Here is a 20,109-nt window from a genome sequence, read left to right as displayed (position 1 = left end):
TTGGAGGCTTTGAGATGACGAACCTATCTTGGCTTACGTATGTAATGATTATTCTTGCCAGCTACCGGCTGACCCATTTGATCGTATTTGATAAGATTACGGAATTCATAAGAAAACCCTTTATAAAACAAGAAAAAACCGTCGATCAAAACGGGCGCGCCGTCCAAAAAAAAGTCCCTTCCTCCGCATTCGGTTATATGCTGCAATGTTATTGGTGTGCGGGCATCTGGTGCGCCATATTGATCGGCATCTGCTATTTGGTCTGGCCCCGCTATGCACATCCGGTTATTTTCATTTTGTCCATCGCCGGAGCGCAGGCCATTCTTGAAACATGCGTCGGCGTCGGAACGAAGGTCATTGACGTGCTCGCCGCCATAAAACATAAAAAGTCCTGAAGCGTTTTGATTCGCTTTAGGACTTTTTTCTTTCCCTTTTAGGCTGAGAGGAGCAAAGCAGGCTTTCTGATTCACCGCCCGGAATGCTTCGGAATACCGTAAAGCAGAGAGGGGGAAAAACATGAAAAGCTGCCGTTTTAGCATGATATGGTTTTTGGCCGTTGTACTGACAGCCGGCATCTTTACGTTCTCAGCATCCGCACAAGCAAGCGGCGCTCAGCCGGAGAGAGAAATGAGAGCCGTCTGGATCGCGTCTGTCACCAATATCGACTGGCCCTCTAAAAAAGGGCTGTCACCGGAAGAGCAAAAAAGAGAATACAGCAAGCTGCTGGATGACGTTCAGGAGATGGGGATGAACGCCGTTATCGTCCAAATTAAGCCTGCGGCTGATGCTTTTTATCCATCAGATTACGGGCCTTGGTCAGAGTATCTGACAGGAACACAAGGCAAAAATCCCGGATACGATCCGCTTGCTTTTTTAGTTGAAGAGACACATAAACGGAATCTTGAATTTCACGCTTGGTTCAATCCTTACCGGATCACGATGAATCACACAAATTTGAATGCGCTTTCAGACGATCATCCCGCGCGTTCTCATCCGGACTGGGTCGCTGCATACGGAAAACAGCTGTACTATAATCCTGGAATTCCGGAAGTAAGACAATTTATAACGGATGGAATCAAAGAGGTGGTCAGCCGTTATGACATTGATGCGGTTCATATGGATGATTATTTTTATCCTTATAAAATTGCCGGACAGGAATTCCCCGATCAGGCGGAATACGAACGGTACGGAAAAGCTCAATTTGCATCAATTGATGACTGGCGCAGGGATAACGTCAACCGGCTTGTAAAAGAAATCAACCTAACCATCAAACGAGAAAAACCTTATGTCAAATTCGGAATCAGCCCGTTCGGCGTATGGAGAAATGCCGCAGATGATCCGACAGGCTCCGAAACGGCCGCCGGGGTGCGGAACTACGATGACTTATATGCTGATACAAGAGAATGGATCCAAAAAGGATACATTGATTACATCGCACCGCAAATTTACTGGAGTATCGGATTTAAAGCGGCGGCATATGACGTCTTAGCGGATTGGTGGGGAAAAGAAGTGAACAATCGGCCGGTGCATTTATATATCGGGCAGGCAGCTTATAAAATCAACAACAATGCTGATCCGGCCTGGGCCGACCCGGGGGAATACGGAAGACAGATTACGCTAAACAGGGGATCAGCTTGGATTAAAGGAAGCATGCATTTCAGTTTAAAGGATTTAAACCGTAATCCGCTCGATGTGAAAAACCGTTTGATCAAAGACATGTACAGCCGGCCCGCATTAATTCCCGAGATGCCTTGGCTCGGACAGTCGGCTTTAAAAAAACCGTCTGTCAAACGGGCGGAGAAGAACGCTTCAGGCCATACACTCTATATCGAAGATGCGAAATCCAACGGTAAAAAAACGGCTTATTACGCCATTTACCGCGCAGAAAAGGGAAAGCAGCCTTATTTAGTGGATACAGTCAGAAAAACATCGTCACGGACTCAGACATTTTCAGATACTGATATTCGGGCGAAAGAAGCCTGCACCTATATCGTTACTTCCGTTGACAGGCTTCACCATGAGAGCCGTCCCTCCGCAAAACGGACGATTAAATAGCCATTATTAATAAAACTGACAGTTGCCGCGCTGTCAGTTTTTTTGCGATGGATGAGTCCGAATGTTCAGACTTTATTTGGATGGAATGAATAAAGACCCCCATTAATAAAATGTAGAAAGCAGCAGAAGGAGGAAGGTTAATGAATTTTCAACTGACAAAAGAACAACAGATGGTGCGCGAAATGGTCAGAGATTTCGCCAAAAATGAAATTGCCCCGAAAGCCCATGAGGTTGATCAATCAGCCGTCTTCCCGATAGACACATTTAAAAAAATAGGCGAACTCGGGCTGCTCGGAATTCCGTTTCCGGAAGAATACGGCGGGGCGGGCGGTGACACCATTTCATATGCAGCAGCGGTTGAAGAAATCGGAAAAGCCTGCGGCAGCACGGGGCTGAGCTACGCGGCCGCCGTGTCACTCGGCGCAAGCCCATTATACTATTTCGGTACTGAACAGCAAAAGCAAGAACATCTTATTCCGCTTGCTTCGGGAAAAGCGATCGGATCATTCGGGCTGACAGAGCCGAATGCCGGTTCAGATGCCGGCGGTACCCAGACAAAAGCCGAGAAAAAGGACGATGACTATGTGATAAACGGAGAAAAATGCTGGATCACAAACGCAAATTACGCCCGCACGGTCATTGTCACCGCCGTTACGGGAAAGAACTCCGCCGGAAAACCGATCATTTCAGCTCTCATCGTCCCGACAGACACACCGGGATTTACGATCACAAATCCGTACGACAAGATGGGTGTGAGAGGCTCGGATACGGCCGAGCTTGTGCTGGAGGATGTCAGGGTGCCTGCCGATAACCTGCTCGGTGATCCTGAAAAAGGTTTTAAACAATTTTTATATACATTAGACGGCGGGCGGATCTCGATTGCGGCACTGGCTGTCGGTATCGCTCAAGGCGCACTGGAGGCGTCGCTGTCATATGCGAAGGAACGCAAGCAGTTCGGCAGTCCGATATCGTCATTTCAAGCCATTCAATTTAAGCTGGCCGATATGGCGATGGAAATTGACCTTGCCAGACAAATGGTGCTTAAAGCGGCATGGCTGAAGGATCAAAATCTGCCATTTACGAAAGAAGCGGCATTCGCCAAGCTTTATGCTTCAGAAATGGCCGTCAGAACATGCCTTCAGGCCATCCAAATTCATGGCGGTTCCGGTTATATGAAAGAATGCGGTGTCGAACGTATGCTTCGTGACGCAAAGCTGATGGAGATTGGCGAAGGAACGTCAGAAATTCAAAGAATGGTCATCGCAAGACAGCTTTTGAAGTGAAATGAAAACGTTTACTAAGACGAGGATGGAGGGGGGCAGGTCATATGGCTGAACTTATCCATTTAACAGCCGGAAAGCTGCTTGAGCGGACCGCGGAGCTTTTTCCGGATCACGAAGCGGTTGTTTACCCTGAGCGCGGCCTTCGTTATACGTATGCCGAGTTTGACCGGTTATGCCGGCAAACCGCAAAAGGGCTGATGAAGCTGGGAGTTAAAAAAGGAGATCATGTGGCCATATGGGCATCCAACATACCGGAATGGCTCGCGGCGCAATTTGCAACGGCGAAAATCGGCGCCGTTCTGGTCACCATCAATACAAATTTTCAAATCGCAGAACTCGATTACCTGCTGGCACATTCAGACGTCTCGGCCCTGATAATCATGGATTCCTACCGGCAGACATCTTATGTTGAGATGGTGAATAAGCTGATTCCGGAGCTGAAAACTTGTGAGCACGGCAGGCTGCGTTCGAAACGTTACCCCTTTTTACGGACGGTGTTATATATCGGTGATAAAAGTCCGCCCGGGATGCACCGCTGGGATTCTTTGCTGAAGGATGGCGAAGCTGTAACGGATGCAGCGCTTGACGGAAGGATGGACAGCCTGAAAAAGGATGATTGCATTCATATGCAATATACATCAGGTACGACCGGATTTCCGAAAGGCGTTATGCTCTCACATTTTAATATCGTAAATAACGCGGCCAATATCGCAGAATGCATGAAGCTTACTTCAAGTGACCGTTTATGTATTCCCGTGCCGTTTTTCCACTGCTTCGGGTGTGTGCTCGGCGTGCTGGCGTGTGTTTCCGCGGGTGCGGCGATGATTCCGATCGAACAGTTTTCTCCGCCGGCCGTTCTGAAAACGGTGGAGCAAGAAGCCTGCACGGCTCTGCACGGTGTACCGACGATGTTTATCGCCCTCCTAAATGACAGCCGTTTTTCTGAATATGATCTTTCCCACGTCCGAACCGGGATTATGGCAGGCTCGCCATGCCCGGCGGAAGTCATGAGAGAAGTGATCGGCAAAATGGGGATGACCGACATTACCATTGCCTACGGACAGACCGAAGCATCACCTGTCATTACGCAGACAAGAACGGATGATTCGTTTGAAAGAAGAGTGGAAACAGCGGGGCGCGCACTTCCCCATATCGAAGTCAGAATCGTTCGGCCCGGAACATCCGGAGAAGCCGACCGGGGTGAACAAGGAGAGCTCTGCACCCGCGGATATCATGTCATGAAAGGTTACTATAAAAATCAAGAAGCGACCGAAGAAGCGATAGACAAAGACGGCTGGCTGCATACCGGTGATTTGGCGGTCATGGACGAGGACGGGTACTGCAAAATCACGGGCCGTCTGAAAGACATGCTGATCAGGGGCGGCGAAAATATCTATCCGCGCGAAATTGAGGAAATGTTATATCGGCATCCCGCAGTAGCAGACGTTCAGGTCGTCGGCGTGCCTGATCCGAAATACGGAGAAGAGGCCGCGGCGTGGGTCAGGCTCAAAGACGGACAAACCGCTTCCGCAGAAGACATCAGAACCTTTTGCAAAGAACATATCGCCCGCTATAAAGTCCCCAGGTATGTTTTGTTTACAGATGAATATCCAATGACAGCCTCAGGAAAAATTCAGAAATTCAAGCTGCGGGAAAAAACGATTGAAGAGCTCAAATTAACTTAATGAAAAAGGAGTGCTTCACATTTGTTTAAAAAAGTCCTGATTGCCAACAGAGGAGAAATCGCCTTAAGAATTATCCGCACCTGCAAACGTCTCGGCATCCCCTCGGCAGCTGTGTATTCAGAAGCCGACCGGGACGCGCTGCATGTAAAAGAGGCTGATGAGGCCTATCCGATCGGTAAATCGAGAGTAAATGAAAGCTATTTACATATCGACAGAATCATAGAAGCCGCCAAATCCGCCGGAGCGGACGCCATTCATCCGGGCTACGGGCTGCTGTCAGAAAACAGCCTGTTCGCCGAACGCTGCCGGAAGGAACAAATCACATTTATCGGCCCGCCCGGTGATATCATCGCCAAGATGGGCAGCAAGATAGAGGCCCGAAAAACGATGCAAAAAGCAAAGGTCCCGATCGTTCCCGGTGTTTCAGAGCCATTGCCCGATGTTCACTCCGCCTTAGCCGAAGCCCGTGCCATCGGCTTTCCGGTCATGCTGAAAGCGTCTGCAGGGGGAGGCGGAATCGGCATGCAGATCGTACATTCAGAAGAAGAGCTGGCCAAAGCGTTCGAAGGCAATCAAAAGCGGGCCGCGTCCTTTTTTGGAGACGGCGCAATGTATATGGAAAAGGTCATTGAAAATGCCCGTCATATTGAAATTCAGATTCTCGCAGATTCTTTCGGAAACACCGTTCATCTGTTTGAACGTGACTGTTCAGTACAAAGGCGCCACCAAAAAGTGATAGAAGAAGCGCCGTCGCCGTTTGTTGACGATGAATTAAGACAAAGACTCGGTGAAACCGCCGTTAAAGCCGCTAAATCGATCGGCTACCAAAATGCAGGCACAATAGAATTTCTCGTCGACCAAAAGAAACAAATCTATTTTTTAGAGATGAACACAAGACTGCAGGTGGAGCATCCGGTGACAGAAGAAATTACAGGACTGGATCTTGTGGAAGAACAGCTGAAAATCGCCGCCGGGCAGGCGCTGACTTTCTCGCAGAAAGATATCAATCACCGCGGTCATGCGATAGAAGTGCGGATCTATGCGGAAGATCCGGTCACCTTTTACCCGTCACCCGGTACCATCTCGTCTTTTTCCGTTTTAAGACACCCGTCAGTGCGACACGAATGCGCCGTCGAAAAGGGAAGCGTCATTTCTCCGTTTTACGATCCGATGATTGCCAAAATGATCGTCACGGCGAATACGAGAAAACAGGCCATTGAACAACTGAAAACCGCCCTTGGCGAATATCATGTAGAAGGGATTAAAACCAACATTCCGCTGCTGACAAAAATTGCCCATTCAGAAGTGTTTGAAAAGGGTGAGGCAACAACCGGTTTTTTACAAACAATGAACGAGGGGGCGTCAAAATGAGCGTCATAAAAATTCAGATGGCGGGAAACCTGTGGAAAATTCATGTGAAGCCGGGTGATGTCATTGAAGAAGGGCAGGAAGTGGCCATCTTGGAATCTATGAAAATGGAAATTCCGATTATCGCTGATGCAGCGGGTACGGTGAAAGAAGTGAAAAAATCAGAAGGTGATTTCACTGATGAAGGAGAGGTCCTGATTGAACTTCAATAAAACGGGAGGTGCAGCATGAACTGTCCGAAACATGTCCGCATCAATGAAGTAGGACCGCGTGACGGCTTGCAGAATGAATCGGCGTGGGTGGATACAGAAGATAAGATTGAGTGGATCAATATGCTGTCAAAAACAGGCCTTCCCTATATCGAAGTGACATCATTCGTGCATCCGAGATGGATTCCGGCTCTTCGTGACAGCCTGGACGTAGCAAAAGGCATTGCCAGATCTGAACATACGGTCTACGCGGCTCTCGTTCCGAACCTCATCGGACTGGAGCATGCTGCAGAAGGCGGAATCGATCAGGCCTGTGTATTTTTATCTGCAAGCGAAACCCATAACCAAAAAAACGTAAACAAACCGATTGACCGGACCGTTCAAGAGCTCAGGCGGGTTATTACTGAAGCAAAAGCTGAAAAAATGGCGACGAGAGCTTATCTGTCTACTGTGTTCGGCTGTCCGTACGAACAGAACGTGCCGGTCGAACAAGTCATCCGCCTGTCAGACACCCTGCTCGAAATGGATGTTGATGAAATATCGCTCGGCGACACAATCGGCGCGGCAAACCCCTTGCAGGTCATAGCCGTGCTTGAAGCCCTTTTGCCGAGAATTCCCGCCTCAAAAATCGCACTCCATTTCCATGATACAAGAGGAACGGCTCTAGCGAATATCATTCCAGCTCTTGATATGGGGATTACATCCTTCGATACTTCCTCAGGCGGGCTTGGCGGCTGTCCGTATGCTCCGGGATCAGCAGGAAACGCCGCCACAGAAGACGTCATTTATATGCTCGAACAAATGGGGATTGATACCGGGACGGACATGAATAAACTTCTTTATGCCGCCGACTGGATCGCGGATAAAATAGGCAAAGATCTGCCAAGCAGAAACCTGCAGGCATTCAGAACGAAATGAGAAAGGAGAAGCCATGGGAGATTGCGTCTTGTATTCCGTCTGTCAAGAAACGATCGGTCTGATCACGCTGAACCGCCCGCATGCGGCCAACTCACTGTCTTCAGAAATGATTGATCATTTACAGCGTGTGATTGAAGACATCAAAAACTCGCCATCCATTCGCTGTGTCATTCTCACCGGCTCCGGAAACACATTTTGCGCCGGCGCTGATTTAAAAGAGAGAGCGGGGATGAATCATGAACAAGTTAAGCAAAGCGTCAGGCGTATCGGTGAAACGGCTGCATCCATTGAAGCTCTCCCGCAGCCGGTCATTGCAGCGCTGAACGGAACCGCTGTCGGAGGAGGCCTTGAACTCGCTCTCGCCTGCGATATCAGAACAGCCGTCAGCCGGGCGGGCCTCGGCCTTCCTGAAACAGGGCTTGCAATCATTCCCGGGGCGGGCGGAACGCAGAGACTGCCCCGGCTTATCGGCCCCGGCGCGGCAAAAGAATTGATCTATACCGGCCGAAGGCTTTCTGCCGAAGAGGGAAAAGACATGAAGCTGATCGAGCATGTTTGTGAAGCCGATGAACTTATGGAAAAAGCAAAAGCACTGGCCGGCCGCATCGCCGCTAATGGGCCGATCGCCGTCAGACAAGCAAAATCCGCGATAAACAAGGGTCTGGAGACAGATCTCAATACAGGGCTCGAAATCGAACGAAAAGCATATGAACAAGTCATCCCTACACTTGACAGAGAAGAGGGCCTGCGCGCTTTTAAAGAAAAAAGACCCCCTGAATACAAAGGAAAATAAAACATGGAGGGACTCGGATGGATTACGAAAAAGAACGGCAGACACGCAGCAAAACGATTGAAAAGGGAGGAGCCGCGAAATATCATGCAAGCAACGAAAAGAAGGGAAAACTTTTTGTAAGAGACAGGCTGAAGCTTTTATTCGATGACGGCATATCCGTTGAAGACGCTTTTTTCGCCGAGTGCATGTCAGACGGACTGCCGGCTGACGGGGTCGTTACCGGGATCGGAACCATCGGCGGCAGAACCGTTTGTGTGATGGCAAATGACTCAACCGTAAAGGCGGGCTCGTGGGGCGCGAAAACGGTGGAAAAAATCATCCGCATTCAGGAGACGGCGGAAAAGCTTCAGTGTCCGCTCTTGTACTTAGTCGATTCCGCAGGTGCGAGAATTACGGATCAGGTCGACATGTTCCCGGGCAGAAGGGGAGCCGGCCGCATCTTTTATAATCAAGTAAAGCTGTCGGGCCGCATTCCGCAAATCTGTTTATTGTTCGGCCCTTCCGCTGCGGGCGGCGCTTACATTCCGGCCTTTTGCGACATTGTCATTATGGTCGAAGGCAATGCATCCATGTACTTAGGTTCCCCGCGCATGGCAGAAATGGTGATCGGCGAGAAAGTATCGCTTGAAGAAATGGGCGGCGCCCGTATGCATTGTTCCGTATCAGGCTGCGGTGATCTCCTCGCCCCGACGGAACAGGAAGCAATCATGATGGCGCAGACATATCTCAGCTACTTTCCGGCAAATTATACTGAAAAAGCGCCCGTCAACAAATCTAAGAACCCGAAAGCGTTTGAAAAACCGCTCTCAGATGTCATCCCGGCACATCAAAACGCACCGTTCAACATGATGGATTTAATTGAACGTGTCATTGATGAAGACTCATTTTTTGAGATTAAATCGTTATTTGCGCAGGAATTAATAACGGGGCTTGCGCGGATTCACGGACAGCCGGTCGGCATTATCGCCAATCAGCCGCGTGTCAAAGGCGGAGTTTTATTTCTCGATTCGGCGGATAAAGCCGCAAAATTTATCGCTTTGTGCGACGCATTCCATATTCCGCTTCTGTTTTTAGCAGACATTCCCGGATTCATGATCGGAACGAAGGTTGAGCAGGCGGGCATCATCAGGCATGGCGCAAAAATGATCTCCGCAATGGCGGAAGCGACTGTTCCGAAGCTTTCCGTTATCGTCAGAAAAGCCTACGGTGCCGGATTATACGCGATGGCGGGGCCTGCTTTTGAACCGGACTGCTGTTTAGCGCTTCCGACTGCGCAAATTGCCGTAATGGGTCCTGAAGCAGCGGTGAATGCGGTCTACGCAAACAAAATCAGCGAGCTGGCCCCTGAAGAAAGGCCGGCTTTTATTCAAGAAAAGCGTGATGAATATAAGGAAGACATTAACCTTTACCGGCTTGCCTCTGAAATGGTGATTGACGGCATTGTTCCTGCTGATTCCTTGCGGGAAGAACTCAATAAACGCCTCACTGCTTACATGTCCAAACAACTGACATTCACACACCGGAAACACCCCGTATACCCGGTATAAATAAAAAAGACTGCATAGATCCGGCTCACAGCCGTTCTTATGCAGTCTTTTTTCACAGTCTTGATCTCATTTTCTTCACAACAAAATAAACAACAATAAATACGAGAGCCAATATAATGATCGGAGTTGTATACATTCCGGCATAGCTGTCTACGTCTTTCCACTGTCCCCCGAGCTGATACCCGAGATAAACGAAAATGACAGACCACGGAATAATGGCAAGCGTCGTCAATATGACAAACTTGGAAAGAGGCATTTTCGCAAGGCCGGCCGGGATGGAAATCGCATGTCTGACGACCGGGATAAACCGCGCCGAGAACACAACGCCGGCGCCGTAACGGCGAAACCAGTTTTCCGCAACATCAACATGATGCTTTTTCAGAAGTAAGTACTTGCCGTACTTGTCCAAAAACGGCCGTCCCCCATAACGGGCGATCCAGTAAATAAAGCACTGCGCGATCGTTCCCCCGATCACACCGGCGACAATGGCGCCGATAAAGCTGATCGTGCCTTCTGACACCATATAGCCTCCGTAAGCCAGAACGATTTCACTCGGAATGATTTCGATCATTAATCCGAGCGCAATCCCTAAATAGCCCATACTTGTCAGCCAGGATAATATTTCACTAATAAAATTGCCCACACTGTTCACAACCTCTTTATCTTTTTACCCAATTATATGACTGATTGACAAGCAAAATGGTTACAAATTATTTTTTAACGCACGATTTCTTCAGATTCTCTTTTTAACACCTCTTCTAAATAAGCTAAAAGTTTCGGTCTCATTTCTTCCCGCAGAAGCCCGATCTCCGTGCCGGCCTTAAAACAGCCGAACTTATCTCCTATATCAAACCGGCTTCCTTCAAGCTCCCGCGCGTAAATGCTTCGGGTGCGGCATACTTCGCGCAGCGCGTCTGTCAATTGGATTTCGCTGCCCGCGCCTCTTCCGATCGTCTTCAGCGCTTTAAAAATGGCAGGGGTTAATATGTAACGGCCCAACACCGCAATATGAGAGGGCGCCTTTTCAACGGCCGGTTTCTCAATCAGATCCTCAACCCGGTACACATGACCGCTCTGCCGCCCCGTCTGTATAATACCATATTTGCTGACATCAGCAGGATCGACGGGCTGTACGCCGATCGTTTCTGTGCCGTGTTGGTTATAGACGTCTATGAGCTGTAAAAGAGCGGGAGTGTCAGATACCATAATATCATCACCTAAGAGAACGGCAAAAGGCTCATCTCCGATAAAATGCTCCGCACACAGCACTGCATGGCCTAGTCCGAGCAGTTCTTTCTGACGGATGTAATGAATATTGGCCAAATCGGCAATCCGCTGCATTTCCTTCAGCGTCTCTGACTTGCCTTTTTCCTCAAGATTGAATTCCAACTCCGCCGACCGGTCAAAATGATCTTCAATCGAGCGTTTGTTTCTCCCTGTAATAATCAGTATATCTTCAATTCCTGACGCTGCGGCCTCTTCGACAATATATTGGATTGCCGGTTTGTCGACGATCGGCAGCATTTCTTTCGGCTGCGCCTTTGTCGCCGGCAGAAATCTCGTTCCTAAACCCGCTGCGGGGATGACCGCTTTTCTCACTTTTTTTCTCATTCATCTTCACTCCTGATCCTGTATGTTTTTCAGCGAATCTCCAAATACCCAGATTCGGTTTCCGATAAAATTCATCATCATTCCGCCGATAGTGGCGGCGAGCTTACTCACCAAAAGCGAACAGCCGCCTTTTTGAAACGCGTACAGCAGCAAAAAGGTGATTCCCGACGCTGCTAGATTAATGATGAGAAAGCGCACGATCTCTTTCCCGTCAGCCTTGCGTTTTACACGAAACGTCCACTTCCGGTTCCACACATAGCTGTTGATGATCCCTGCCGAATAGGAGCAGATCTGCGCCGGCAGATAGGGGACAAGGCAAGCGGTGAGAAGAAAGAAGACACCAAAATCGATCAGCGTATTGCCGGCGCCCACGGTGCAAAAACGGCCTGCTGTCTTTACTTTTTCTTTCAGCATAACGGCATCCGGTTTTGACCTCCCTTCATAAGTAAGATGCGGATCGCTGTCCTATTTGTTGATATGGATTACTTTAGCGGACAGTGTTGAATAAACAATTACTAAAATATGAACAAAACATGAAAACGTAATGAGGCTTTGTAAAACCCATTAAGTTAACAGTTTTATAGTTTATGTTGACATATTACGTGCAAGACACTAATATTCTGTATGAGTGTTAACCTTTTATTATTTTGGTTAACATTAAATTTCAAAGTAAAAGAAAGGAGGGAGATTTCATGCGGGAAGAGACCTATTACAGCGTCAGAATGAGAGCTTCCCGAAACGCCCCCCATGAGCAGGGCGGAAAACACATTTCCGGCGGAGAACGGCTCATCACTTACAGCGGTTTACAGGAAGCGGTAGATGGCTTATTACATAAAGGCTTCTCGCACTCAAGAGGGATACCTGATTTTATGCAGATTCAGCTTGAAAGCGTTCATGAACCGATCGAAACGATCCGCCCTTTGCCGGTTGCCCTCCATCAAACAGACACGCCGGAAAAAGGACAAGCAATCGCCCGCAAGCTTCTGCAAAAGGCGGGGATTCCTCCGCACATGATCGAGAAAGCGTACGAAAACATTGCGGAATATGCAGAAGCAAGAGGAGCGGTCCTGTTTGATATCCGGGCAGGAAAACGCATTGACTGCAGAGGGAATAGAGGTGTGCGGGTATCCCGAGTGGATTGGCCGTCACCTGATTTTCAAAAATGGGCTTTTACTCACAACATGCCGGAAAATTCACGAATAAAAGAAGCACATGCCATCGCGGCAAAAGTTTGCGCACATCCGGGAATTATTGCCGAATTGTGCTGGTCAGATGACCCTGATTACATAACAGGCTACGTTGCCGCAAAGAAGCTGGGATATCAGCGGATTGCCAAGATGAAGAATGCCGGAGATGAAAGCGGATGCCGGGTTTTCTTTACTGATGGCTCCATAGATGCGGAGAGCTGTATCCATTTTTTAGAGAAACAGCCTGTATTCATTCAGCGGGAGGAGAACATATGAAACAATCAATGATTGAAAAAAGTAAACAGCATCTTTGGCTGCCTTTCACACAAATGAAAGATTACGATGAAGATCAGTTAATCATTGAAAGCGGAAACGGGATCATGCTGAAAGACATCAGCGGCAAAGAATATTATGACGGCTTTTCTTCAGTATGGCTCAATGTACACGGCCACCGCAAAAAAGAAATGGATGAAGCGATTCAAAAACAGCTTGAAAAAATCGCTCATTCGACTTTGCTGGGTATGACGAACGTTCCCGCAACAGAACTTGCAGAGATGCTGACGGGCATCACACCGGAAAAGCTGACACGCGTTTTTTACTCCGACAGCGGAGCGGAAGCAATGGAAATCGCTCTGAAAATGGCCTTTCAATACTGGAAAAACGTAGGGAGACCTAAGAAGCAGACGTTTATTTCGATGCAGAACGGCTATCACGGCGATACGATCGGAGCCGTCAGCGTCGGCTCCATTGAACTCTTCCACCATGTGTACGGCCCGCTGATGTTTGAAAGCTACAAAGCCCCGATTCCTTATGTATACAGATCTGAAAGCGGTGACCCCGTACAGTGCCGGGATGAATGCCTTCACGCGCTCGAACAGCTGCTTGCAAAGCACCACGAAGAGATTGCCGCACTTACGATTGAATCGATGGTGCAAGGCGCATCCGGGATGATCGTCATGCCTGAAGGCTTTCTGGCAGGCGTACGAAAGCTGTGTACGGCATATGATGTGTTAATGATCGTTGACGAAGTGGCGACGGGGTTCGGCCGCACCGGAAAAATGTTTGCCTGTGAGCATGAAAACGTCCAGCCGGACTTGATGGCGGCAGGGAAAGGCATTACGGGAGGCTATTTGCCGATCGCTGTGACGTTTGCCACAGAAGCCATTTATGAAGCCTTCTACGATGACTACGACAAAATGAAAACATTTTTCCACGGCCATTCCTATACAGGAAATCAGCTTGGCTGTGCCGCGGCAATTGAAAATCTGCGTTTATTCGAATCAGAGCGCATCGTTGAACGAGTCGCCGAAAAATCAAAAACGGCTGCGAAATTTCTTCATGATCTGAAGCTGCTTCCTCATGTCGGCGATGTCCGCCAGCTCGGTTTGATGTGCGGCATAGAGCTTGTGCAGGATAAGGGGACAAAACAGCCTTATCCGCCTGAAAAGCGGATGGGCTACAAGGTGTCCTTGAAAATGAGAGAGCTGGGTATGCTGACACGGCCGCTCGGAGACGTCATCGCCTTTCTGCCACCGCTCGCCAGCACAACCGACCAGTTACAAGCCATGATATCCATTATGAAAGAAGCGATAGCCGAGGTGACCGGCCGTGGATTTTGACGGATGGCTCCTCGGAAGGCTCGATGCGGTGAAAAGAGACGGGCTGTATCGGACGCTGCGAACACAGGAAACCGCTCTTAAAACCAAGGGGCAAAAGCGGCAGACCTGGGCGTCCAATGACTATTTAGGTCTGTCAAAAGATGAACGGCTGATCACAGCCGCGCAAACAGCGCTGAGCCGGTTCGGAGCGGGAAGCGGCGGCTCACGGTTAACGACAGGAAATACTGTGTGGCACGAAAAACTTGAACAAACAATCTCGGATTTTAAACAGACGGAAGCGGCTTTATTGTTTTCAAGCGGTTACTTGGCGAATATCGGCGTGCTTGCCTCACTGCCTCAAAAAGGCGATGTCATTTTAAGCGATCAACTGAACCATGCGAGCATTGTTGACGGCTGCCGTTTATCAAAAGCGGAAACCATCGTGTACCGCCATATTGATATGGATGATCTTGAGAAAAAACTTGCCTCCGTCCAGACTCGGAACCGCCGCTTTATCGTCACAGACGGCGTTTTCAGCATGGACGGCACCATCGCGCCTCTTGACCGAATAATGGCGCTTGCAAAGCAGTATCAGGCATTTGTGATAGCAGATGACGCGCATGCAACCGGTGTACTCGGGGAAAACGGCGGAGGAACCAGTGACTATTTCGGTATTTGTCCTGATGTTGTCATCGGCACATTAAGCAAAGCTGTAGGAACGGAAGGCGGTTTTGCCGCGGGATCAAACATTTTTATTGATTTTTTGCTGAATCAGGCGCGGACGTTTATTTTTCAGACGGCCCTCCCGCCGTCAATTTGTGCGGCTTCGCATACGGCATTTGACCTCATATCAGATATGCACGATACGCGCCGTGAGCTGCAGTCTTCTGTCAAAAAGATAAAAACGCGTCTGGCCGATATGGGCTTTATCGTAAGAGGCGGGGATACACCGATTATTCCCGTTATCATCGGTGATGCAAAAACAGCGGTTTCAGCCGCTGCGCTGCTTGAGAAAAAGGGAATCTGCGCCCCGGCCATCCGCCCGCCCGCCGTTCCGGAAGGCGAAAGCAGAATCAGGCTGACCGTTACGGCGGATCGCAGCTTACAGGACATAGACGAGCTGACAGAAGCATTTGATTCCATTAGAAAAGAGCTGAATATAAACAAATGAGAAGTTTTTTTGTCACAGGAACCGATACCGGCGTCGGAAAAACCATCGTTTCTTGCGGACTTGCCGCGGCATTCAGGCAGAAACAGGCGGATATCGGAGTGTTTAAGCCGTTTTTAAGCGGCGTGCCGCGGACTCATCCGGAAAGTGACACCTCGCTGTTGAAAAACATGTCACAAACCGCACTGTCTCATGAAGAAATCACGCCATTTGAATGGAAAGAGCCGCTTGCGCCGTACACGGCCGCCATGCTTGAGGGGAAATCCGTGAGCATGGATGAAGTCATGGCCCACTGGAGTAAGATCAAAAATCGTCATGAGTGTTTCATCGTCGAGGGGGCAGGCGGCATTTCCGTTCCGCTTGGTGAAAATTACTTAGTCAGTGATCTGATAAAAGCCTTGGAATTACCGGCAGTGATTGTCGCCAGGCCTGATCTCGGAACCATCAACCACACATATTTAACCGTTGAATATGCGAAAAACATGGGAATAGAGGTTCTCGGCATTATGATCAACGGCGTAAAGAGCCGGCCGGGGCTGGACGAGAAGACAAACCCGAGCATGATTGAAACATTATGCAAAGTTCCGATTTTGGGAATCACACCGAAGCTGGATCACGTTTCACCGGAAAACATTCAACACATGATTGAGAAACATATAGACGTTTCCTCTTTCATGAATCTGACACAAATGGGGAGATAAACATGAATCAATGGATGGATCTTGCAGAGAGAGTGCTGGACGGGGCGGAAGTAATGAATCAAGAAGCGCTGGCCATTTTAAATTGTCCTGATGAGGATCTTTTATTGCTGATGCATGCCGCTTTTCATATCAGAAAACGATTTTACGGAAAAAAAGTAAAGCTGAATATGATTATGAATGCAAAATCAGGCCTGTGTCCGGAAAATTGCGGGTACTGTTCACAATCTTCAATATCAAAAGCGCCGATCGAGTCTTATCGGATGGTGGATAAGCATATATTGCTTAAGGGGGCAAAACGCGCCCACGACCTGAATATAGGGACATACTGCATCGTCGCCAGCGGGCGGGGACCGTCGAACAGAGAAGTAGATCAAGTTGTTGATGCTGTCAAAGAAATTAAAGAAACGTACGGTTTAAAAATCTGCGCATGCCTCGGTCTGCTGAAGCCGGAACAGGCAGAGCGCCTGAAACAGGCAGGAGTAGACCGGTACAATCATAACATCAATACATCACAAAGGAATCACTCAAACATTACGACTTCCCACACGTATGACGACAGGGTCAATACGGTGGAAACGGCGAAACAATCGGGGATGTCGCCTTGTTCGGGTGTCATCGTCGGCATGAAAGAAACGAAACAGGACGTCATTGATATGGCGAACAGCTTAAAAGCGCTTGACGCCGACAGCATCCCGGTTAATTTTCTGCATGCGATTGACGGAACTCCGTTAGAAGGGGTAAGCGAATTACATCCGATGTATTGCCTGAAAGTGCTCGCCTTGTTCCGTTTTATCAATCCGTCAAAAGAAATCCGTATCTCAGGAGGCCGGGAAGTCAACCTTCGTTCGCTGCAGCCGCTGGGACTTTATGCCGCAAATTCGATTTTCGTCGGAGATTACTTAACGACAGCAGGGCAGCATGAAACAGAGGATCATCAAATGCTCCATGATTTAGGTTTTGAAGTCGAATCCGTTGAAGAAATGAAAGCCGGCCTGCAATCCGCCTGCAATACGGAGGTATAAGATGACGGCGGGCCTATCGACTGCACATCCGTCTCTCCATGCGGATTCGGATTTTTGGAATGACCCTTACCCGTTTTATGAAAAACTGCGATCCATTGATCCTGTTTATAAAGGAACCGTCTTAAAACATCCGGGCTGGTATGTCACCGGGTACAAAGAGGCGGCATCGATTCTGAAAGACACCCGATTTAAAAACCGCATTCCTCTTCCGGAAGCTTCAACGAAATATCAAAATTTATCGCATATCCAGCACGATATGCTGTTATTTAAAAATCAATCAGACCATAAGCGGATGCGGATGCTTATAGGTAAAGAATTTACCGCAAAGACGGCGGAATCACTTCGCCCCTGTATAAAAGAAACGGTTCATGACTTGTTGGATCAAATCCAAAACAAAAAAACCGCAGACCTTGTTTCAGAGTTTGCCTTTCCATTGGCAAGCCTCATCATTGCGGAGATACTCGGAGTGCCGAAAGAGGAGAGATATCAATTCAGACAATGGACGGCAGACGTCATTCAGGCCATTGATCTTACCCGGTCAAGAAAGACGTTAGTCAGAGCAAGCGACACCGCAGGCAGGCTGACTGCATATTTCAGAGATTTGATTCACGAGCGGAAAGCACATCCTCAGGAAGACTTAATCAGCAGGTTTATCATGGGGAAACAGCTTTCAAAAGACGAAGTGCTCGCGACATGTATCTTACTTGTCATAGCCGGACACGAGACGACGGTAAACCTCATGAGCAACGGTGTGTTTACTTTATTGAAACACCCTGAACAGCTTAGCGCACTGAGAGAAAACCCCTCGCTTATTGAAACTGCTGTCGAGGAATGTCTGCGCTACGACAGCCCCGCGCAGCTGACGGCACGCACCGCTTCAGAAGACTGTGAAATAAATGGAAAAACCATAAAAAAAGGAGAGCAGGTATACATCTTTTTAGGAGCGGCCAATCGCGATCCAAGCATATTCGATCAGCCTCATAAAATGGACATCCAAAGAAAACCGAATCCGCATCTTGCATTCGGAAAGAACGCCCATTTTTGCATAGGCTCCTCATTAGCGCGCATCGAAGCACAAATTGCAATTCTCACACTGTTTGAGCGGATGCCTAAGCTTCGGCTGGCCGCACACCGCCTTGAATACCGCAAGCTCATTGGTTTTAGATCGCTCAAAGAGCTTCCGGTTGTCCTTGGCTGAATGACCATGCAGGAGGGCCGGATTTTATCGGTTCTCTTGCAGGAAATAAATGAAAGAAAAAAGAATACATATTTATAAAGCAAAAATCCTCTCTGATCCATCTCACTATCCCTAAAAAAACTCACTGCTCAGCCAATCAATATCATGCAGCAAGGATCTCCTTTTCTTTTGCCAAAACGGAAAATTCACCATGATGCACATTTTTTCAGCCTCAGAAACTGTGCAAAACCGGCATGTTTTTCGCTTTATTTTCTCGATTTTTGTAAGCGCTTACTAATATTGAGCAGAAAAGAGGGGGATTTGTGGACATTGTTATTATTTTATTGGCATTAGGCATGCTGATGTTTGCGGCTTACCGGGGCTTTTCAGTCATTTTATTCGCTCCGATTTGTGCGCTGTTTGCCGTGCTTCTTACAGATCCAAGCTTCGTACTTCCTTTCTTCTCGAATATATTTATGGAGAAGATGGTAGGATTTATTAAGCTGTATTTTCCCGTATTTCTTTTAGGGGCCGTTTTTGGCAAGGTTGTTGAAATATCCGGGCTCGCCGAGTCGATTGCAAAAACAATCGTCAGGCTTGTGGGAGCAAAAAGAGCCATTCTCGCCATCGTCTTAATGGGTGCGATTTTAACGTACAGCGGCGTCAGTCTCTTCGTAGCGGTGTTTGCCATTTATCCGTTTGCTAAAAACCTATTTATTAAAGCTGATATTCCCAAGCGTCTGATACCCGGTACGATTGCATTGGGCGCCTTTACTTTTACAATGGATGCGCTTCCCGGCACACCGCAAATTCAAAATGTCATTCCGACAGCTTTTTTTAAAACAAACATTTATGCCGCTCCCTGGCTCGGACTGATTGGTGCAGCATTTGTGCTTACGGCCGGAATGATTTATTTAGAATCCCGGCGCAAAAAAGCGGTCAATGCCGGAGAAGGCTATGCTGGATTTCAATCTGAAGTTTCCGCTGCAGAGGAACCCTCAGGTCTGGCTAATGAAAAACATACGCCTGTTTTACCGCAGGAGGCAGAACCCAGCCCCGCGCGGCAAGTGCTCGCCTTTGTTCCGCTTATCCTTGTGGGAGTCATGAACAAATGCTTCACGATGTGGCTCCCGCATTGGTACCCTGACGGATTTGATTTTGCGCAGCTCGGTTTAGAAGCGTTCGGGAAGATTGACCTTTCCTCCGTCACTGCGATCTGGTCAGTAGAACTCGCACTGTTCATCGGAATCATGACAACGATTTTGTTCGATTGGAAAAAAGTGCTCTTCAATTTGAAAGAAGGACTGAATGAGGGCATCGGGGGTGCCTTGCTGGCGTCGATGAATACAGGAGCCGAATACGGATTTGGCGGCATCATTGCGGCGCTTCCCGGCTTTAAAATGGTCAGCAGCGGCATATCGCAGACGTTTACTGATCCGCTCGTCAACGGAGCGGTGACGACCACTGCGCTTGCCGGGATTACAGGATCGGCATCAGGAGGAATGGGCATCGCTTTAAGCACGATGTCAGCAGCATATACAGAAGCAATCAATACATTCCACATCCCGCCGGAGGTCATGCACCGAGTGATCTCGATGGCCTCCGGCGGGATGGACACTCTTCCGCATAATGGCGCCGTCATTACGCTGCTCGCGGTCACCGGGTTGACCCACCGCCAATCCTACAGGGATATCTTTGCCATTACCGTCATTAAAACAGCCGCTGTGTTTGTCATTATCGCCATTTACAGTCTGACGGGCCTTGTGTAGCCAAAACAGAAAGGGGAA

The 20,109-nt window shown here is 48.6% G+C and carries 19 protein-coding genes; 16 read left to right on the top strand and 3 right to left on the bottom strand.

From position 1 onward, the window contains the following. Nucleotides 1-14 precede the first annotated feature (14 nt). The 9 genes from G9F48_RS04960 (at nucleotide 15) to G9F48_RS04920 (ending at nucleotide 9,858) form a co-directional block, all read left to right on the top strand. Complete coding sequence (locus G9F48_RS04960) at nucleotides 15-395, top strand: DUF1360 domain-containing protein (protein ID WP_058906078.1); 381 nt, start codon at nucleotides 15-17, stop codon at nucleotides 393-395. A 121-nt stretch (nucleotides 396-516) separates the two neighbouring features. Further along, complete coding sequence (locus tag G9F48_RS04955) at nucleotides 517-2,055, top strand: glycoside hydrolase family 10 protein (RefSeq protein WP_165409122.1); 1,539 nt, start codon at nucleotides 517-519, stop codon at nucleotides 2,053-2,055. 140 nt (nucleotides 2,056-2,195) lie between these two features. Continuing rightward, a complete protein-coding gene (locus G9F48_RS04950; protein ID WP_165409121.1) occupies nucleotides 2,196-3,338 on the top strand; it encodes an acyl-CoA dehydrogenase family protein in 1,143 nt (380 codons plus the stop codon). A gap of 44 nt (nucleotides 3,339-3,382) precedes the next feature. Continuing rightward, entirely contained in the window at nucleotides 3,383-5,023 is a 1,641-nt protein-coding gene (locus tag G9F48_RS04945; protein WP_165409120.1) for an AMP-binding protein, read from the top strand. A 21-nt stretch (nucleotides 5,024-5,044) separates the two neighbouring features. Further along, nucleotides 5,045-6,394, top strand: a complete 1,350-nt coding sequence (locus G9F48_RS04940; protein ID WP_077722415.1) for an acetyl-CoA carboxylase biotin carboxylase subunit — start codon at nucleotides 5,045-5,047, stop codon at nucleotides 6,392-6,394. Next, complete coding sequence (locus G9F48_RS04935) at nucleotides 6,391-6,603, top strand: acetyl-CoA carboxylase biotin carboxyl carrier protein subunit (protein WP_007410121.1); 213 nt, start codon at nucleotides 6,391-6,393, stop codon at nucleotides 6,601-6,603. The genes G9F48_RS04940 and G9F48_RS04935 overlap by 4 nt, the downstream gene beginning before the upstream one ends. Nucleotides 6,604-6,618: 15 nt before the next feature. Continuing rightward, nucleotides 6,619-7,518, top strand: a complete 900-nt coding sequence (locus G9F48_RS04930; RefSeq protein ID WP_102422651.1) for a hydroxymethylglutaryl-CoA lyase — start codon at nucleotides 6,619-6,621, stop codon at nucleotides 7,516-7,518. 13 nt (nucleotides 7,519-7,531) lie between these two features. After that, nucleotides 7,532-8,311, top strand: a complete 780-nt coding sequence (locus G9F48_RS04925) for an enoyl-CoA hydratase (RefSeq protein ID WP_025851038.1) — start codon at nucleotides 7,532-7,534, stop codon at nucleotides 8,309-8,311. 17 nt (nucleotides 8,312-8,328) lie between these two features. Further along, nucleotides 8,329-9,858 carry an acyl-CoA carboxylase subunit beta gene (locus tag G9F48_RS04920; RefSeq protein WP_165409119.1) on the top strand — a complete coding sequence of 510 codons (1,530 nt, stop codon included), beginning with the start codon at nucleotides 8,329-8,331 and terminating at the stop codon, nucleotides 9,856-9,858. Nucleotides 9,859-9,910: 52 nt separating this feature from the next. On the opposite strand, the gene G9F48_RS04915 is transcribed toward G9F48_RS04920, so the two are convergent. The 3 genes from G9F48_RS04915 to G9F48_RS04905 form a co-directional block, all read right to left on the bottom strand. Beyond that, nucleotides 9,911-10,501, bottom strand: a complete 591-nt coding sequence (locus tag G9F48_RS04915; protein ID WP_007410125.1) for a DedA family protein — start codon at nucleotides 10,499-10,501, stop codon at nucleotides 9,911-9,913. Nucleotides 10,502-10,575: 74 nt separating this feature from the next. Next, on the bottom strand, nucleotides 10,576-11,469 hold the full coding sequence (gene galU / locus G9F48_RS04910) for a UTP--glucose-1-phosphate uridylyltransferase GalU (RefSeq protein ID WP_165409118.1): 894 nt from the start codon (nucleotides 11,467-11,469) through the stop codon (nucleotides 10,576-10,578). 6 nt (nucleotides 11,470-11,475) lie between these two features. Further along, complete coding sequence (locus G9F48_RS04905) at nucleotides 11,476-11,883, bottom strand: GtrA family protein (protein ID WP_043867177.1); 408 nt, start codon at nucleotides 11,881-11,883, stop codon at nucleotides 11,476-11,478. 278 nt (nucleotides 11,884-12,161) lie between these two features. Here G9F48_RS04905 and G9F48_RS04900 point away from each other — a divergent pair, with 278 nt between their 5' ends. The 7 genes from G9F48_RS04900 to G9F48_RS04870 all read left to right on the top strand — a co-directional run bounded on the left by G9F48_RS04900 (nucleotide 12,162) and on the right by G9F48_RS04870 (nucleotide 20,091). Further along, complete coding sequence (locus tag G9F48_RS04900; RefSeq protein WP_015388156.1) at nucleotides 12,162-12,932, top strand: 6-carboxyhexanoate--CoA ligase; 771 nt, start codon at nucleotides 12,162-12,164, stop codon at nucleotides 12,930-12,932. Next, entirely contained in the window at nucleotides 12,929-14,275 is a 1,347-nt protein-coding gene (bioA, locus tag G9F48_RS04895) for an adenosylmethionine--8-amino-7-oxononanoate transaminase (RefSeq protein ID WP_165409117.1), read from the top strand. The genes G9F48_RS04900 and bioA overlap by 4 nt, the downstream gene beginning before the upstream one ends. Then, complete coding sequence (gene bioF, locus G9F48_RS04890; RefSeq protein ID WP_165409116.1) at nucleotides 14,265-15,425, top strand: 8-amino-7-oxononanoate synthase; 1,161 nt, start codon at nucleotides 14,265-14,267, stop codon at nucleotides 15,423-15,425. The genes bioA and bioF overlap by 11 nt, the downstream gene beginning before the upstream one ends. After that, nucleotides 15,422-16,123 (top strand): dethiobiotin synthase, encoded by a 702-nt coding sequence (gene bioD, locus G9F48_RS04885; protein WP_024085380.1) that lies wholly within the window; start codon nucleotides 15,422-15,424, stop codon nucleotides 16,121-16,123. Before bioF ends, bioD begins: the two co-directional genes overlap by 4 nt. A gap of 2 nt (nucleotides 16,124-16,125) precedes the next feature. After that, complete coding sequence (bioB, locus tag G9F48_RS04880; RefSeq protein WP_156734942.1) at nucleotides 16,126-17,145, top strand: biotin synthase BioB; 1,020 nt, start codon at nucleotides 16,126-16,128, stop codon at nucleotides 17,143-17,145. A gap of 1 nt (nucleotide 17,146) precedes the next feature. Beyond that, on the top strand, nucleotides 17,147-18,343 hold the full coding sequence (locus tag G9F48_RS04875; RefSeq protein WP_165409115.1) for a cytochrome P450: 1,197 nt from the start codon (nucleotides 17,147-17,149) through the stop codon (nucleotides 18,341-18,343). A gap of 302 nt (nucleotides 18,344-18,645) precedes the next feature. After that, nucleotides 18,646-20,091, top strand: coding sequence for a GntP family permease (locus tag G9F48_RS04870; RefSeq protein ID WP_165409114.1), 1,446 nt, complete (start codon nucleotides 18,646-18,648; stop codon nucleotides 20,089-20,091). Nucleotides 20,092-20,109: the final 18 nt, after the last annotated feature.

Origin of the sequence: Bacillus sp. EKM420B (assembly GCF_011065565.1) — a bacterium.
GTDB classification, from domain to species: Bacteria; Bacillota; Bacilli; order Bacillales; family Bacillaceae; genus Bacillus; species Bacillus velezensis.
Note: the sequence above shows the minus strand (reverse complement) of the source record. Positions and strands in the feature narration are given on the sequence as shown.